Annotated in this window: 13 protein-coding genes and 1 pseudogene; 7 read left to right on the top strand and 7 right to left on the bottom strand. The window is 64.1% G+C overall.

Going from position 1 to position 17,272, the window contains the following annotated elements:
- Positions 1–29: 29 nt before the first annotated feature.
- From fdxA to AC07FD_RS38400, 5 genes are all read right to left on the bottom strand, one after another.
- The gene (gene fdxA, locus AC07FD_RS38420; protein ID WP_095089463.1) at positions 30–368 is read right to left on the bottom strand and encodes a ferredoxin FdxA; all 339 of its coding nucleotides are present in this window, start codon (positions 366–368) and stop codon (positions 30–32) included.
- A 235-nt stretch (positions 369–603) separates the two neighbouring features.
- The gene (locus AC07FD_RS38415; RefSeq protein WP_478354042.1) at positions 604–1,002 is read right to left on the bottom strand and encodes an RNA-binding S4 domain-containing protein; all 399 of its coding nucleotides are present in this window, start codon (positions 1,000–1,002) and stop codon (positions 604–606) included.
- A gap of 17 nt (positions 1,003–1,019) precedes the next feature.
- Positions 1,020–4,415 carry a helicase-related protein gene (locus tag AC07FD_RS38410; protein ID WP_478354041.1) on the bottom strand — a complete coding sequence of 1,132 codons (3,396 nt, stop codon included), beginning with the start codon at positions 4,413–4,415 and terminating at the stop codon, positions 1,020–1,022.
- Positions 4,416–5,187: 772 nt separating this feature from the next.
- Complete coding sequence (phbB, locus tag AC07FD_RS38405; RefSeq protein WP_478354040.1) at positions 5,188–5,913, bottom strand: acetoacetyl-CoA reductase; 726 nt, start codon at positions 5,911–5,913, stop codon at positions 5,188–5,190.
- A gap of 93 nt (positions 5,914–6,006) precedes the next feature.
- Positions 6,007–7,185, bottom strand: a complete 1,179-nt coding sequence (locus AC07FD_RS38400; protein WP_478354039.1) for an acetyl-CoA C-acetyltransferase — start codon at positions 7,183–7,185, stop codon at positions 6,007–6,009.
- Positions 7,186–7,482: 297 nt separating this feature from the next.
- On the opposite strand from AC07FD_RS38400, the gene phaR reads away from it, so the two are divergent.
- Positions 7,483–8,091, top strand: coding sequence for a polyhydroxyalkanoate synthesis repressor PhaR (phaR, locus tag AC07FD_RS38395; RefSeq protein ID WP_477284943.1), 609 nt, complete (start codon positions 7,483–7,485; stop codon positions 8,089–8,091).
- 39 nt (positions 8,092–8,130) lie between these two features.
- Here the strand turns inward: phaR and AC07FD_RS38390 are convergent, their stop codons facing one another.
- Complete coding sequence (locus tag AC07FD_RS38390) at positions 8,131–9,273, bottom strand: citrate/2-methylcitrate synthase (RefSeq protein ID WP_478354052.1); 1,143 nt, start codon at positions 9,271–9,273, stop codon at positions 8,131–8,133.
- 97 nt (positions 9,274–9,370) lie between these two features.
- Between AC07FD_RS38390 and AC07FD_RS38385 the strand changes: the two genes are divergently transcribed.
- Positions 9,371–10,459: a citrate synthase/methylcitrate synthase gene (locus AC07FD_RS38385; RefSeq protein ID WP_478354038.1), complete on the top strand. Its 1,089-nt coding sequence runs from the start codon at positions 9,371–9,373 to the stop codon at positions 10,457–10,459.
- 215 nt (positions 10,460–10,674) lie between these two features.
- Positions 10,675–11,805 (top strand): patatin-like phospholipase family protein, encoded by a 1,131-nt coding sequence (locus AC07FD_RS38380; RefSeq protein WP_478354037.1) that lies wholly within the window; start codon positions 10,675–10,677, stop codon positions 11,803–11,805.
- Between the two features lie 32 nt (positions 11,806–11,837).
- Here AC07FD_RS38380 and AC07FD_RS38375 read toward each other — a convergent pair whose 3' ends face one another.
- Positions 11,838–12,437, bottom strand: a complete 600-nt coding sequence (locus AC07FD_RS38375) for a TetR/AcrR family transcriptional regulator (RefSeq protein WP_478354036.1) — start codon at positions 12,435–12,437, stop codon at positions 11,838–11,840.
- Between the two features lie 126 nt (positions 12,438–12,563).
- Here AC07FD_RS38375 and AC07FD_RS38370 point away from each other — a divergent pair, with 126 nt between their 5' ends.
- The 4 genes and pseudogenes from AC07FD_RS38370 to AC07FD_RS38355 all read left to right on the top strand — a co-directional run bounded on the left by AC07FD_RS38370 (position 12,564) and on the right by AC07FD_RS38355 (position 17,235).
- On the top strand, positions 12,564–13,025 hold the full coding sequence (locus tag AC07FD_RS38370) for a (2Fe-2S)-binding protein (protein WP_478354035.1): 462 nt from the start codon (positions 12,564–12,566) through the stop codon (positions 13,023–13,025).
- A gap of 3 nt (positions 13,026–13,028) precedes the next feature.
- Positions 13,029–15,303: pseudogene (locus AC07FD_RS38365) on the top strand (xanthine dehydrogenase family protein molybdopterin-binding subunit).
- Positions 15,300–15,905: a hypothetical protein gene (locus tag AC07FD_RS38360; RefSeq protein WP_478354034.1), complete on the top strand. Its 606-nt coding sequence runs from the start codon at positions 15,300–15,302 to the stop codon at positions 15,903–15,905. The pseudogene AC07FD_RS38365 and the gene AC07FD_RS38360 overlap by 4 nt, the downstream one beginning before the upstream one ends.
- A gap of 157 nt (positions 15,906–16,062) precedes the next feature.
- Positions 16,063–17,235 (top strand): efflux RND transporter periplasmic adaptor subunit, encoded by a 1,173-nt coding sequence (locus AC07FD_RS38355; protein WP_478354033.1) that lies wholly within the window; start codon positions 16,063–16,065, stop codon positions 17,233–17,235.
- Positions 17,236–17,272 lie beyond the last annotated feature (37 nt).

The following is a 17,272-nucleotide window of genomic DNA, read 5'->3' as shown; positions in this document are numbered from 1 at the left end:
ACGTAATACCAGCCTTTGCGGACCTGTTGTCAATCGCCTTCGCCGGGCTCGGCCGAGAAGTATTTCTCGAACTTACCGGCCTCGCCGTCGAAGGATTTGGCGTCGGCCGGAGGTTCCTTCTTGGCGGTGATATTGGGCCATTTCTCGGCGTATTCGGTGTTGATCTGCAACCATTTGTCGAGCCCTGACTCAGTGTCGGGCTTGATCGCGTCGGCCGGGCATTCCGGCTCGCAGACGCCGCAGTCGATGCACTCGTCGGGATGGATGACGAGCATGTTCTCGCCTTCGTAGAAACAATCGACCGGACAGACCTCGATGCAGTCCATATATTTGCATTTGATGCAATTGTCGGTCACGACATAGGTCATCGGTCGGCTCCGGGACGTCCCATTTTGTTGGGCTTTTTCCGTGAGGTAACGCCTTTGCCCGCCGCTTGCAAGGGCAGCCATGCCTTGTGGCATCAGCGTTTCCGAAATGGAATTCCAGACAGCAGGCCCAGCAGGGATCGGTCAAGTCCTGCGAAGTGTCTCGTTCGCCGGGTTCAGGCTTCGTTTTGTGCGTCTCGTTGCCCCAAAATCGTCGCGCACTTTTTTGGCCGACACATCAGTCATCGCCAAGCAACCGGTCGGTCTGGCGGCGTTCCTTCTTCGTCGGGCGGCCGCTGCCGGCCTCGCGCAGCGCCGGAATTGCATCGGGAGGGGCTTCGCCCGTCGGCGCGGGCGGCGGCGAGATATCCTCGTACAGCGTGCGTGCCTCCTCGGCCGGACCACGCCGCACGCCGGCGGTCAGCACCCTCCAGACGAAGATCCGACGATCAAGTGTGATGGTCAGGACGTCTCCGGGCTTGACCAGATCGGAGGCCTGCGCTGCTTTGTCGCGATTGATGCGAACCCGGCCGGCGACCACAAGTTTCGCCGCCAGCGAGCGCGATTTCACGGCGCGCGAGAAGAACAGCCATTTGTCGATGCGCTGGCGGTCTCGGGCAGCCGTTGGGGCAACCATCGACGCGAGCCCTGAGTCTACTTCTTCAGCTGGTCGCGCAAAGCGGCGAGCTTGGCGAAAGGCGAGTCCGGATCGAAGCGCACCGGGCGCTCCTCGCGCGGTTTCGACTGGAAGGCCGGCTTTCCGCCGCCCTTGGCCCGATCAGGGCCGCCACCCTTGCCATCCGGCCTGCCGCCCTTCCAGTCGGGCCGACCTTCGCGGCGGTCGGGGCGCTCGCCTTGTGGACGGCCTTCACGACGCTGCTCGCCCTCGCCCTGCGGCTTGGGCTTGAACTTCGAGCGGTCGAAGCGCGGCTTGCCGGTGCCGTCGCGTCGCCCCTCGTGAGCAGGACGTTCTCCAGGCGTGGCTGGGGCCGGTGCTCCGGCAGCATCGGCCGGTGCATCGCTTCGGCCGCGCGCCTGTCCGTTGCGCGAGCGATTGTTGCGGCCGGGATGGCGGGGGCGCTGTTCGAAACGGCCCTGACGCCACAACAGGATCGGCTTTGGCGCCTCGGCTTCCGGAGCGGGCTCGCTGGCGGCTGCATCGGCCACCACGACAGGCTCGTCCGACGTCACTTCCGCCGCGGGCGCAGCTTCGGAAACTGACTCGGCCGATGCGGTCGCGACAGGTTCGGCTTCCGTCTTTGGCTCGGCAGCCAGCACGGGTTCGGCGACCACTTCGGCGACGGCCTCCGTTGCTGCTTCTTCCGTGGCTTCGGCCGGCGCTTCGGGTTGTTCTTCCGCGACCGGCTCGGCCGCCGCTTCCGCTATGGGTTCGACAGGAATTTCGGCCGTGGCCTCGACAGCGGCAGCCGGCTCCGAACCTTCGACCGGCGCCTCCGCAGTCGCGTCGACCGCCGCGGCTTCCGCTGCCTTGGCCTGCTCGGCCCGTGCGGCCTCTTCAGCCGCGGCCTTCGCCGCCGCCGCTTCGCGCGCGGCATTGTCCTGCGCCTCGAGCCGCGCCTTGACCTCGACGGCCGGCTTCGGCTCGGCACGGTAGCCGAGACCTTTCAGGATCTCTTCCATGTCGTCGGCGGTGGCGCCGAGGATCGACATCATCGGCGGCGTCACCATGAAGGACTGGCCGTCATAGGCGCCGTCCGGCCGTTGGCCGAGACCAGGCTTCCAGTTGGTCGCCGGGCGGATCAAATCCGCCAGCCGCTCCAGAATGTCGATGCGCACCGCGCGGCGGCCGAGATTGCGGTAGCCGGCAAGCTTGTAGAAGGTCTTGTCGAAAGTGGGATCGATGACCACCGAGGTGCGGCCGGAGGCGAGTGCATGGACCACGTCGCCAAAGCCCGGCTTGTCCTTGCCGTCGTTCTTCAGCGCCCACAGCAGCGTCACCAGTCCGGCTGGCGCCGGCTTGATCAGCGCCGGCACGAAGACATGGTAGGCGCCGAAGCGCACGCCGAGCCGTCGAAGGGCTGCACGGCCCTCCTGGTCGAGCGACTTCATCTCCTCGGCAATGTCGCGGCGGTTGATGGGGCCGAAATTCTCAACCAGCTGGAAGGCGATACCGCGGCCGATGCCGGCAATCTGATCGGCGTTCTTCAGGTCGACCAGCGGCTTCAGCAGCAACTCGATCTGGAAATTGACGAAACGTTCGGCACGCGCCGCGACCTTGTCGCGCGCCGGGCCGGTCAACTGTTCGTCGGCCAGCAGCACGAGGCGCGGCTTGAGCGTGTCTTCGCCGGCAACCAGTGTGCCGATCGGCGCGCCGATCCAGCGCAGCGTGCCATCCGAGCCAAGTGCGATGTCGCCATTGGCGCTAGCACCGAAGCGTTCGGCGCGCGCCTCGAATTCGGCGGCCAGCGCCTTCTGGGCGGCGGTGCGCACAGCCTTGGCGTCTTCGCCGCCGGCGGTCTGGTCGGCGGTGAAGCGGAACCCTTGCAACTCGCCGACATGATGGCCTTCGACAAGGACGGTTCCGGTAGGACTAATTTCGGCTTCAGGCATGGTATTTTCTCTAAGGCGCCGCATGAGGACGGAAGTCCTGCGGTCTACGAAGCGTTTCGTCAACCGCTCATGCAGCGCATCCGACAATCTGTCTTCGATTTCGCGCGTCTTTTCCTGCCAGTGTGCCTGATCGGCCAGCCAGCCGGGCCGGTTCGACACGAATGTCCAGGTGCGGATCTGGGCAATGCGATGCGACAGCGTGTCTATGTCGCCTTCGGTGGTGTCGGCGCGGCGCACCTGCTCGGCCATGTAATTTTCATCGACATGGCCATGCCGGGCGAGGTCCGTATAGATCGAAGCAATGAGGTCGGCATGCTGGGCCGGCGCGATCTTGCGGTAGTCGGGCAGCGCGCAGGCTTCCCACAGCAGCGCCACGCGTTTGGCATTGGTGGCGAGTGCGCGGATATCCTCGTCGCGCGACAGGTGCTCGAGCGCCTGCGCATCGACGGCAGGCAGTGCCCGCGTCAGCCCCTCGACCGGGGCGTTGGTCTCGATCGAGCGTTTCAGCGCGTCGAGGCTGGCGAAGTCGAAATGCGCGGTGCGCCACTGCAGCACCTTCACCGGGTCGAAGTCGTGGCCTTCGATCTTCTTGACCAGATCCTCGTCCAGCGGATCGACCTGGCCGGTGACGCCAAACGTGCCGTCGCGCAGATGCCGGCCGGCGCGGCCGGCGATCTGGCCGAGCTCGGCCGCCGTCAGGTTGCGATACTGATAGCCGTCGAACTTACGGTTCTGGGCGAAGGCGACATGATCGAGATCAAGGTTGAGACCCATGCCGATGGCGTCGGTGGCGATCAGATAGTCGACGTCGCCCGACTGGAACAGCGCCACCTGGGCGTTGCGGGTGCGAGGCGATAGCGCGCCGAGCACGACGGCGGCGCCGCCCTGCTGGCGACGGATCAGCTCGGCGATGGCATAGACCTCGTCGGCGGAGAAGGCGACGATCGCCGTGCGCCGCGGCAGCCGCGTCAGTTTCTTCGAACCGGCATAGGCAAGATGCGACAGCCTCGGCCGCGTTACCACGGAGACGCCCTTCAAGAGGCGCTGGAGGATGCCGTGCATCGTTGCCGCACCCAGCAGCAGCGTTTCCTGGCGGCCGCGCAGGTGCAGGATGCGGTCGGTGAAGATGTGGCCGCGCTCGAGATCGCCGGCCAACTGTACCTCATCGATGGCGACGAAGGCGGCGTCGGTCTCGCGCGGCATGGCCTCGACGGTGCAGACCGAATATTTGGCGCCGGGCGGCTGGATCTTCTCCTCGCCGGTGATCAGCGCGACCTTGTGGGCGCCGACCTTTTCGCACACGCGGCCATAGACCTCACGCGCAAGCAGCCTGAGCGGCAGGCCGATGATGCCGCTCTCGTGCGCCACCATGCGCTCGATGGCGAGATGGGTCTTGCCGGTGTTGGTCGGCCCAAGCACGGCGGTCACGTCACGGCCCGACAGGATCAGCGGCTCGGTATGTTTCGACTGGATGTTCATCGACCTGGAAATAAGGCTTTCTGGTCTCTCGTTGTCGGGAGCGTGCCTCAAGTGGCGCGTATGACAGGCGACACATAAGGATTTCGAGCGCGAAGCGAAAGCGGAATGTTCCACCGGTGGCTCGAAGTCGTCTCCTGTCAAGCTCCAGATTGGCTGCGGGTTAACAGTTGGAACGAGTCTGGAACGAATCGGACACGAATCAGTGACTCGACCAGATTCAGCTTTTGTTCACGGCTACATATGGATTTTGTGACCATGAGTCTCACCACATGCTGAATCAACGAACTGGCCCGTTTCATGCAAGGCGATCTCTGCCGTTAACCTTTGCCGGCGAACGACCGAATGCCTTGGCCGGCCTCTTCCAAGATTATGAAATTGTTGATCTTTCCTAAGCTCCGTTAAGGATTTGACGGGCGATTCCAGCTGTCGTCGTTAACACTCCGCTCAAAGCCGGAACGAATCGGCTACGAATCGGCGGTGCCAGAATCTTCCCGTTTTGTTCACCCCAATATCTTGTGTTGCGAACAGCTTATCCACCAAGAATCCACAGGTTGCAAAGCCGCTTTTGCACAAGGCGGCCGGTGGTTGTTAACCTCTGCGTGCCGGATTAGGTCAGCAGCCGGCGTGGGGATGTCGAAGGTATAAAGCCGCCGGCGAAAGACGGACCGGTTTGCCGGCCCGTCGATCTCGCCACTCACACCGGCGCTTCTGCCGTCTGGACAGAAAACCGCTTTACACTTTTCCTGGGATGCTTCAGGCGAAGTGAATTGCTTCAGGCGAAGTATTGGCCGCCATTGGCTGTGATGGTCGAGCCGGTGATGAAGCCGGCATCTTCGGATGCGAGGAAGACGACGCAGCGCGCGATCTCTTCCGGCTCGCCGAGGCGACCGATCGGGATCTGCGGGATGATGCGCTCGTTGAGCACCTTCTCGTCGATCGCCTTGACCATTTCGGTGGCGATATAGCCGGGGCAGATGACATTGACGGTGATGCCGGCGCGGGCTCCTTCCTGGGCGAGCGCCTTCGAAAAACCGATGTCGCCGGCCTTGGCGGCGGAATAATTCACCTGTCCTGCTTGGCCCTTCTGGCCGTTGATCGAGGAGATGGTGATGACACGGCCGAACTTGCGGTCGCGCATGCCGCTCCACAGCGGATGCGTCATGTTGAAGACGCCGGACAAATTGGTGTCGATGACTTCTTTCCACTGTTCGCGCGTGATCTTGTGGAACATGGCGTCGCGGGTGATGCCGGCATTGTTGACCAGCACCGAGACCGGACCGAGATCAGCTTCGACCTGCTTGATGCCGGCGGCGCAGGAATCGTAGTCGGCGACCGACCATTTGTAGACCGGGATGCCGGACTCGGCCTTGAATTTCGCCGCCGCGTCGTCGTTGCCGGCGTAGTTGGCGGCAACCGAATAGCCGGCGTTCTTCAATGCGATCGAGATCGCCGCGCCGATGCCGCGCGATCCGCCTGTGACGATTGCTACCTTGGTCATGCGTTTCCCCTATTTTGATATCGCCCTGTTGTCGGGCTTGGCAGGCACTGCATACCGACCGGGCGGCTCGCGCCGCCCGTTCAGGTGATATCCTTAGAGCGCTTCCACGCACATGGCGACGCCCATGCCGCCGCCGATGCATAGGGTGGCGAGGCCTTTCTTGGCGCCGCGCCGGCGCATCTCGAAGACCAGCGTGTTGAAGATGCGGGCACCCGAAGCACCGATCGGATGGCCGATGGCAATGGCGCCGCCATTGACGTTGACGATCGAGGGATCCCAGCCCATGTCCTTGTTGACGGCGCAAGCCTGGGCGGCAAAGGCCTCGTTGGCCTCGATCAGGTCGAGATCGCCGACCGACCAGCCGGCCTTCTCCAATGCCTTGCGCGAGGCCGGTATCGGACCGGTGCCCATGATCTGCGGATCGACGCCGGCGGTTGCCCAGGACACGATGCGCGCCAGCGGGGTGATGCCGCGCCTCGCCGCTTCCGCTTCGCTCATCAGCACCGCACCGGCGGCGCCGTCATTGATGCCGGAGGCGTTGGCGGCGGTCACCGTGCCGTCCTTGTCGAAAGCCGGCTTTAGCTTGGTCATGGCGTCGAGCGTGGCGCCGTGGCGGATGTACTCGTCCTGGTCGACAATGGTGTCGCCCTTCCTGCCCTTGATGGTGACGGCGACGATCTCGTCCTTGAACTTGCCGGCCTTCTGCGCCGCCTCGGCCTTGTTCTGCGAGGCGAGCGCGAACTGGTCCTGATCGTCGCGGGTGATCTGGAACTGACGAGCGACGTTTTCGGCGGTGTTGCCCATGTGATAGCCGTTGAAGGCATCCCACAGTCCGTCCTTGATCATGGTGTCGATCAGCTTGAAGTCGCCCATCTTGACGCCGGCGCGCAGGTGCTGGGCATGCACCGAAAGCGACATCGATTCCTGTCCGCCGGCGATGACCACCTTGGCATCGCCGGTGGCGATCTGCTGCATGCCGAGCGCAATGGCGCGAAGGCCCGAGCCGCAAACCTGGTTGAGGCCCCAGGCCGTGGTTTCCTTGGGCAGGCCCGCATTGATCGAAGCCTGGCGGGCCGGGTTCTGACCCTGAGCGGCGGTCAGCACCTGGCCGAGGATGACCTCGTCGACCTCGCCTGGTTCGACACCGGCACGCGACAGCAGTTCCTTGATGACGATAGCACCGAGCTCATGCGCCGGGGTGGTGGCGAAAGCGCCGTTGAAGGAGCCGACCGGCGTGCGCGCCGCACTGGCAATGACGATGGAAGCGGACATTTTCTTCTCCAGACTTCAAGGGTGTTGTTCTGTCGTTGCGGACTTTTCTTGCCCTTTCCAGAACCCAAGTCAAACCGGAAATGGGCATGGCGCCCATGCGCTGCAAGCACATCGCACCTTGCGATGGCGCTACTCTGTCCGTTGCTGCGCAGCATATTTTGCCTGCTATGCAGCATTTAATGATGCCGCAGTGCACAAACTGCTTGGAATTGTGAGGCTTTTGCGCATATCCTCAAAAAAGGCACAATCGTTACCGGCGGCTTACTCGGGGGCGCCGGTGTCCCGGGGAGGATGCAGATGGCCGCGAAAGACGATCCGATCATCATCAAGAAATACGCCAATCGCCGCCTATACAACACAGGCACCAGCACCTATGTGACGCTCGAGGACCTCGCCGAGATGGTCAAGAAGGGCGAGGAGTTCACCGTCCAGGACGCCAAGACTGGTGACGACATCACCCATCCGGTGCTGACCCAGATCATCTTCGAGCTGGAGAACAAGGATGGGCAGAACATGCTGCCGATCCCGTTCCTGCGCCAGCTGATCGCCTATTATGGCGACCAGATGCAGATGATCGTTCCGAGCTTCCTCGAACAGTCCATGCTCGCCTTCTCCAAGGAGCAGGAACGCTTTCGCGAGCAGATGAAGGGTGCGCTCGGCAAGTCGCCGCTGGACATGATGAAGATCACGACGCCGATCAAGGCGCTGGAGGAGCAGACGCGCCGCAACATGGAAATGTTCCAGAATGCGATGCGGCTGTTCACGCCCTTCCCGCCGGCGGGTTCCGCGCCAGCCGCGGCCCCGGCCGAGCCGGCCAGGAAGGAAACACCGGAAAAGCCCGACGACCTTCAGGATCTGAAGGATCAGATCGCCGCCATGCAGCGCAAGCTCGACACGATGTCGTGAGCGGTTCGGATCGAAAGATCCGCTAGCCGGCGCATAGTGCTATCGCGGCAGCAATCCCTCAAAGCGGCCGCGTGGCCTGATGACACTTCCACTTGTCACCTGTTCGATCGTGTGCGCGGCCCAGCCGACGCTGCGTGCGAGTGCGAACAGGCGGAACGGTGCATCGCGCGGCAAGCCAAGGCCGCGTGTCAGCACGGCCAAAGCGAAGTCGATGTTCGGATGCGCGCCGGTCGCGGCAAGGGCCGCATCACGCAGCGATTGAGAGAGATCATCGATGTCGATCACGCTCAGCAATGCCGCCGCGCGGGGATCGCCGTCGGGATAGAGCGGATGGCCGAAGCTCGGCAGAGGCCGGTCATGGCTGAGCCAGCGCCGGATCGCCGCCTCGGCACCGTGCCGCCCCGCATCCTCGGCCAGTTGCATCACCGCTTCGCCGGCGCCGCCATGGCGAGGGCCTGACAATGCCGCCAACCCAGCGAGCAGGCAAGCGGCCATCGGCGCTCCGGTCGAGGCCGCGACACGGGCGGCGAAGGTCGATGCGTTGAGTTCGTGGTCGGCGAGCAGGACGAGCGCGCGGCGGATCGCATCGGCTCCCGCTGCGTCCACCGACCAGTCCCGCGCCAATCGCCGATGAACTGGGTCCGGTCCCGCTGATGCGCCCAAGGCGCTGGCCAACACGCCGACCGCGTGCGTGGCATCGGCATGCAGCGAGGTGGCGCTGCGCCCGAGTGAAGGCCGCCCCTGGCCGGCAAGCACGGCAAGTTGCGCAAAGGCCGAGGCCCGGCCGGGTTGGTGGGCCGCATCCGGCGCCGGCGCTCGGAAGGCCACCGGTTCAGGCAGCGCCCAGAGCACTGCCGCTGTTTCTTCCAGCGTGGCACTCGCTGAAAGCGCAACGGCGTCCTGGCCACGATAGACAAGATGACCGTGCAAGACGGTCGAGATCGACGTGACGATCGACGGTTCGCCCCAGGCAATGGCGCTTTCGGCGATGGCCGACGGGCTGCGTCCTCGCGCCCTTCGCGTTGCCAGCGCCGCTATGTCGTCGGCGCGATACTGGCTGCGGCGCGGGTCGGCCCGGTCGGGCCGCATGCCTATCCGGCCGCGGCTGACATAGGCGTAAAGCGTCTGTGGCCGCACCTTGAGGCACTCGAGCGCTTCTTCCCGAGACAACCAATCCGACAGAACCCTATCCTCCGACATATTGATTCTATTGATCAAGATTGATGAATATATTGACTAGCCTTATCTGCGATCGGGAAATGGTTCAAGGAGACAGGCTATGGCGAATGGGCTTGATGACGTTGTGGCGGCTGAAACCGTCCTTTCCGACGTGGACGGTCTTGGCGGCCATCTGACGATCCGCGGTCATTCGCTGTCGGAACTGGCCGGACGCTGGAGCTATGCCCAGGTGGTTCGCCTGCTGCTCGATGGCTTCTTCGATGACCTTCCCGGTGGTGCCAAACTGGCGCGGGCGCTGGGCCAGGCGCGTGCGGAAGTGTTCGAGCGGCTTTTGCCCTCGCTGCCCTTGCTGATATCGCTCGATGTCTACAGCGCCATGCGCGCCGGCATGGCGCTTCTGCCGGACGGCGAGACTTTGCCGGACGCGCTGCGGCTGGTTGCGGCGCCTGCGGTGCTGACACCGGCCTTGTTGCGCCTGCAGCGCGGCGAGAAGCCCATCGCGCCAGACAGCCGGGCCGATCATGCCGCAGACATGTTGAGGATGCTCAACGGTCGGGTCGCCTCGCCGGCGCTGGCGAAGGCGCTCGACACCTATCTGGTGACCGTCTGCGATCATGGCCTCAATGCCTCGACCTTCGCCACCCGCGTGGTCGCGTCGACGCAGGCCGGCCTGACATCGTCCGTGCTGGCCGGGCTCGGCGCGCTCAAGGGCCCGCTGCATGGCGGCGCGCCCGGTCCGGTGATCGAGATGCTGGATGCGATTGAGGCGCATGGCGATGCCGCCGGCTGGCTGCGCGACGAGGTCGCGCATGGCGAGCGCATAATGGGCTTCGGCCATCGCATCTACCGCGTGCGCGATCCGCGTGCCGACGTGCTGAAAGCGGTCGTGCGGCAACTCGGCGGCGAGAGCGAAACCGGTCGCCGGCTGGCCTTCGCGGAGACAGTGGAGCAAGCCGCGCTCGACGTGCTGCGGATCGCCAAGCCGTCGCGCTCGCTGCAGACCAACGTCGAGTTCTACACCGCGCTGCTGCTGGAGGCGGCGGGTTTCTCCAAGGAGGCATTCAGCAACGTCTTCGCCGCCGGGCGTGTCGCCGGCTGGATTGCGCACGCCCGTGAACAGCAGACGACCGGACGGTTGATCCGGCCGCAGTCGCGCTATGTCGGGCCGGTGCCGGACCTCGTTGCCTGAGGCTGTCTGCCTGTTTCGATGGATGCCGCCTCCTCCGCTCCGAAGCGGCGAGGCGGTTCTTCATGACCGAAATTTCATGTGATCACGCGACCGTGTTCGTGTTCTTGCCTTGGTCAGGACTTATATGCTGCACTGCAACATAGGTCCGCTGTAACCGAACCGTCCCGATCCTCGGGCGTGATGAGGCCTGCAGCATCCAAAACGACAGGAACGCCATGACGAAAAACGGCAAGGCGGAGGAAACCAAGAAGATCAACATCGCGCTTCAGGGCGGCGGCTCGCACGGGGCCTTTTCCTGGGGTGTGCTCGACCGGCTGCTGGAGGATGGCAGGCTGGAGATCGCAGCGGTGTCCGGGACCAGCGCCGGCGCCATGAACGCGGTGGCGCTAGCCGACGGCTTCGTGCGTGGCGGCGTCGAGGGAGCACGGCAAAAGCTCGATGATTTCTGGCGCGCGGTGGCGGCAAAGGGGCGGTTCAGCCCGGTGCAGCGCATGCCGTGGGATGTCGCCTGGGGCAATTGGTCGATCGAGAACACGCCGGGCTATGTCTTCTTCGACACCATGTCGCGGGTATTTTCGCCCTATGTCGCCAACCCGCTCGGCCTCAACCCGCTGCGTGACGTCGTGCAGAAGGAGATTAATTTCGCCAATGTTCGCGCTTGCAAGTCGATGGAACTGTTCATTTCGGCGACCAATGTCGAAACCGGGCAGTTGCGCGTCTTTTCTGACGGCGAGATCGATCTCGACACGGTGATGGCCTCGGCTTGCCTGCCGCAACTGTTCCGCGCCGTCGAGATCAAGGGCGTGCCCTATTGGGATGGCGGCTATGGCGGCAATCCGGCGCTTTATCCGTTCTTCAAGACGGCGGCGACCGAGGACGTGCTTCTGGTGCAGATCAATCCGGTGGTGCGGGAAGGAACGCCAAGGAGCGCCAACGAGATCCAGAACCGCATCGACGAGATCACCTTCAACGCAGGGCTGTTGCGCGAATTCCGCTCGATCGCCTTTGTCAAGGAGCTGATCGCCGCCGGCCGCCTGCCGCATGGCGAATACCGCGACATCCGCATGCACCGCATCGATGCCGACGAGGCGTTCAAGGACCTGTCGGCGTCGTCGAAGGTCAATGCCGAATGGGCGTTCCTGGGCTATATGCGCGATCTCGGCCGCACCGCCGCCAGCGACTGGCTGGAGGAGAATTACGATGCGGTCGGCAAGCGCCCGACGCTCGATCTGTCAGGCGAGCTCGATGACGGCTTCAAGCCGGTGCGTGGTCCCGCACCTGGCCGGCGGGTCAAGGAGTTCCTCGCGGTACGCAAGAACCCGGAGGCAGAGCGCCGTCGCGCCTGACCCGAAACCCGGCACAGCCTGGCTTCTTGGCTTCATCCAGCTTTTAGGGTCACGTCAATCACCCTGATCAGGGCGGCGGCGGCCTGCCGCTGCCCGCCGGGATCGCTGATCCGCGCCTTCATGCCTTCCAGCCCGTCGAGCAGCATGTCGGCAAGCAGTTGCGCCGACAGGCCCTTGGCGGTGAGATCGGCGCCGTTCCTGGCAGCCTCGCCCTCGATCGCGGCGGCGATATGTTCGACAAGACCGCCGCGCCAGCAGCCGACCAGATCGCCAAGGTTCGATTTCATGTCCAGCAATTCGGCGCCGTGCGGCGAGGCAACGACCGCGCTCATCATCGAGATGAACGCCTCGTCGATGGCTCGCGTCATGCGCTCAGTGAAAGCGCCATCGCCGGCCAGAGCCATTGTCGCCGACTCGACCGAGCGCGACAGCACCATCATGGCGATGGCGCGGAAAATGTCGTTCTTGTTCTTGAACAGGAGATAGAGCGCCGGCCGCGACATGTCGGCGGCGCGGGCGATGTCGTCCATGGTGGTGCGGGAGAAGCCATAAGCCAAAAACACCTTCATTGCGCCATCCAGGATACGGACGCGTTTGGGGTCAGCGGTGGCGATGTCTTCGATCTGATTCATGGGACAACATTATCCTGTAAAAATCTCATTTGACAAAATGACGTAATTTGTCAATCTGTATCGAGAGAAGTTACCTAAGGGGACGCTTCGCCTTTGGGCTGTGGACGACAACAAAAGGGTATCCCCATGCGCCTCACCGTCGATGGGCAGTCATTCGACATCAACGCCGATCCCGACATGCCGCTGCTGTGGGCGTTGCGCGATCTCATTGGCAAGACCGGACCGAAGTACGGCTGCGGCATCGCCGCCTGCGGCGCCTGCACCGTGCATGTCGACGGTCAGCCGGTGCGCTCCTGCTCGCTCCCGGTCGGCGAGGTCAGCGGCGCTGTCACCACCATCGAAGGCATCGGCACGGCGGACAAGCTCCATCCAGTGCAACAGGCATGGCTGGAGGAACAGGTCGCGCAATGCGGCTACTGCCAGGCCGGCCAGATCATGAGCGCGGTGGCACTGCTCGGCGAGGTCGCCGATCCCAGCGACGCCGACATCGACAACGCCATGGGCGGCAATCTTTGCCGCTGCGGCACCTATCCGAGGATCCGCTCGGCCATCAAGAAGGCCGCCGCGCTCAAGACGGCGGGGCTCTGACCAATGGCCAGAGTCGGAAAGATTGCTCGTCGCACGTTCCTCATCGGCGCGGCTGCCGTGGCGGGCGGCGTGGCCGTCGGCTACTACTATTATCGCAAACCGTTTCCGAACCCGCTCGAGACCGACCTCGGCAAGGGTGAGGCGACGTTCAACCCCTATGTGAAGATCGGCGCCGACAACACCATCACCATCGTGGCGCCGCGCGCCGAGATGGGGCAAGGCATTTCGACGACGCTGGCCGTCATGGTCGCCGAAGAGCTCGATGTCGGACTCGATCAGGTCAAGGTCGAGCCCGGCCCGGCCTCCTATGCCTATTACAACGCCGCGATCCTCGAAGAGGGCGGCCCGTTCGCCTTCTTCGACGAGAGCATGACCGCGCAGGCGGTGCGCTCAGGTCTCGGCGTGGTCGGCAAGCTCCTTGCTATCCAGGCCACCGGCGGCTCGGCTTCGGTGCGCGACGGTTTCGACAAGATGCGCCAGGCCGGCGCCGCAGCCCGGCAATTGCTGATCGCCGCGGCGGCGCAGAAACTCGGCGTTGCCGCCGCCGACCTGGAAACGGCCAATGGGTCGATCCTGCATAAGGCGTCGGGTAAGTCGCTGACCTATGGCGCGGTTGCCGCGGCCGCCGCCGCCACGGCGCCGCCGGCCGAAGTCAGGCTCAAGGACCGAGCTGACTGGAAACTGCTGGGAAAGCCACAGAAGCGCATCGACATGCTGGCCAAGGTCACCGGGGCACCGATCTTCGGCATCGATGTCAGGCTGCCAGACATGCTCTACGGCACGGTCAAGATGAGCCCGCGCTTCGGGGCCAAGCCGGTCAAGGCGGATCTCGCCAAAGCCGAGAAAATGCCCGGCGTGATCAAGATCGTAGCGCTCGAGACGAATTACGGTCATGGCTTCGGCATCATCGCGGAAAATACCTGGGCGGCCTTCAAGGCGGCCGATGCCATCGACGCCCAGTGGGCGGATCCCGAATATCCGCTCAGCAGCGCCGCCATTTCCGACGTGCTCAAACAGGCGCTCGGCACCAAGGGTTCGGCGATGCGTGACAATGGCGATGTCGATACCGCCTTTGCCGACGCGCCACGCGAAAGGATGGTCGAGGCAGACTATGCGGTGCCCTATCTGGCGCATGCAACCATGGAGCCGATGAACGCCACGGCGCGGTTCAAGGATGGTGCCCTCGACATCTGGTGCGGCAACCAGGCGCCGACCCTGGTGCGGCAGCTTTGCGCCAATGTGGCCGGCATCGGTCAAGACAAGGTCACCGTCCACACCACCTTCATGGGCGGCGGTTTCGGCCGCCGCGTCGAGATGGACTACGCGCTGTGCGCCGCACTGATGGCGAAAGGCGACAGACGGGCGTCCGGTCAAGGTGACGTGGACGCGTGAAGAAGACATGCGCCACGACGCCTACCGGCCGGCCGCGGTCGGCAAGTTCCAGGCGCGGCTCGGCGACGACGGCATGCCGATCGCCATCGACATGAAGATCGCCTCGCCATCCATGATAGCCAGCACCTTGCGCCGGCTGTTTCCCTCGATCTCGCCGCTTGGACCCGACAAAAGCATCGTCGACGGCGCCTATGACCAGCCCTACACCATCCCGAACTATCGGGTGAGTGGTGTCGCCGCCCCCGTCTCCATTCCCGTTGGCTCCTGGCGATCGGTCGGTAGTTCGATCAACGGCTTCTTCCATGAGGGCTTCATTGACGAGATTGCCACTGCCGGCAAAATCGATCCGGTCGAGATGCGCAAGAAGCTGATGGCCGCCTATCCCTCGGCGGTGAAGGTGGTGGAGAAAGTCGCAGCGATGGCGAAATGGAGCGAGGCGCTGCCCGCCGGCAAGGCCAAGGGCATGGCCTTCACGCTGTCCTTCGGCAGTTGGGTCGGCGAGATCATTCAGGTGGCGGACACACCGGCTGGCATCCGCATCGAGAAGGTGTGGATCGCCGCCGATGTCGGCACCGCGCTCGATCCCGGCATCATCGAGGCGCAGCTGATTTCCGCCGCGATCTACAGTCTTTCGGCGGCAATGGGACAGGAAATCACCTTCGCCGACGGCATGGTCGAACAGTCGAACTTCCACGATTTCGATGCCATGCGGATATTCCAGTGCCCAGTCTTCGAAGTCGCCATCCTGGAAAATTTCCACAAGATGGGCGGCGTCGGCGAGGTTGGCACTCCGCCGGCCGCACCGGCGCTGGCCAATGCCATCTTCGCGCTCACCGGCAAGCGCATCCGCACGCTGCCTTTGTCGAAAACGGTGGCCTTCGCATGAAGCGGCTCCTCATCATGCTGACGCCTGCTGCCATGCTCGTCCTCGCGGCGCCGTTCGCAACCGCACAGGAGAGCCAAACACCACCGAGCCAGACAGTCGACACGACCAAGGGCCTGTCCGAATGGGACAAGATTTATGCGGTGTTCTCACATCCGCGCTGCGCCGATTGTCATGTCGCGGACGACCGGCCGCGCTGGTCGGGTGCGCACTATGGCGGCACGCGCGTGCACGCCTTCAATGTCCAGCGCGGTGAGGACGGATCGGGCTTCGGCAATCCTGGTCTGCGCTGCACGACCTGCCATTTCTCAAGCAATTCCAATGCATTGCACGGACCCTCCGGAGCCGAGAACTGGCGCCTGGCGCCGGCCGAGATGGCCTGGTTCGGGAAATCCTCCGCCGAAATCTGCGCCCAGATCAAGGATCCGGCGCGCAATGGCGGTCGCAGTTTGGACGATATCGCGCTGCATGTTCGGGGTGACAGGTTGGTCGGCTGGGGCTGGGCGCCGGGGTCGAACCGTGAGCCGGCTCCGGGTTCGGCCGAAACAACCTTTCAAGCGATCGAAAACTGGATGGCGGTGGGTTCACCTTGCCCTGTGCCGTAATGGTCTTGCAACTTTAAGGCTATATCGCGGTGCAACTTTGATGTAGAAGCGCGCTTCGCCGATCACGGCAAATTGAAGATGGCCTGGCGCGCACCCATATCGGCGACGCGCCCGCGTTATGAGGACGCTGGCCGAATCCGCAGTGGAAAAAACGACGATGAGAATCAGGTTTCACAAGCTTGCAGCCGTTGTTGTGCTCATTGGTTTCGCGGCCTGGATGGCAACAGGCGAGTTTTCGTCGGTCGGCAGCGTAGCCGCCAACAAGGCCAAGGCTGCCGAAGTCGAGCAGGGCAAGGCGCAGGACGCGAACAAGCCCAAGGCGGCTGAAGCCGAGCCGAAGGCCCCGTTGCGCACCGTCGCGGTGGTGACGCCGCCGCGCAAGACCTATGCGCGCGCCATCCGCATTTCTGGATTGACCGAAGCCGACAAGCGGGCCGTGCTGGGGACGCGCGTTGCCGGTGTCATCGACAAGTTGCCGGTCAAGCAGGGCCAGCACGTCAAGACCGGCGATCTGGTGCTGATGCTTGCGGCCGAAGAGAAGATCTCGATGGTCGACAACGCCAAGCAATTGGTTGTGCAGCGCCAGGCCGAGTTGGACGCAGCTCTGCGACTGATGAAGTCAGGCAATTTGCCGAAGCTGCAGCTCGATACGGCGCGCTCGAACCTGACCTCGGCGCAGTCGCTGCTGGAAACGGCACAGGCCTTACTCGAGCGCAATGAGGTGAGGGCACCTTTCGACGGCGTCATCGACCGGGTGCCGGTGGAACTTGGCAGTTCCATCATGGAGGGCGGCGAGGTGGCAACCATCCTCAAGCTCGATCCGGTGATTGCCCGCGGCGAGATCAGCGAGCGCGACCTCGGCTACCTCAAGCTCGGCGACAAGGCCAATGTCCGGCTGGTCAGCGGCCAGACGGTCGAAGGCATCGTGCGCTACATCAGCCGCGACGCGTCGTCGGCGACCCGCACCTTCCGCGTCGAGGTGGCGATCCCCAACGGCGACGGCTCCGTGCCGGCCGGCATGACGGCGGAAATCGCGCTCAACGCCCAACCGACCGACGCGGTCGTGCTGCCGCGCTCGGTGGTGACGCTCGGCGACAAGGGCGACCTCGGCATCCGCGCCGTCGGCAAGGACAACAAGGTGGCGTTCTTCCCGATCGACCTCGTCGACGACACGCCGACCGGCCTCGTGCTCGGCGGCATCCCTGCCGACGCGCGCATCATCGTCGCCGGCCAGGAACTGGTGAAGGAGGGCGATGTGGTCAATCCGGTCGTGGCCGACCAGGCGACCCTCCGGAAGCTGCTGGGCGAGGCGACCGCCGGGACGCAGTAGCAACGGGTCGCGACGGACCGGCCCTGGGCGGGACAAT

This window comes from Mesorhizobium waitakense, from assembly GCF_056431085.1.
The sequence above is the reverse complement of the archived record's forward strand: the minus strand, read 5'-3'. Positions and strand labels throughout refer to the sequence as shown.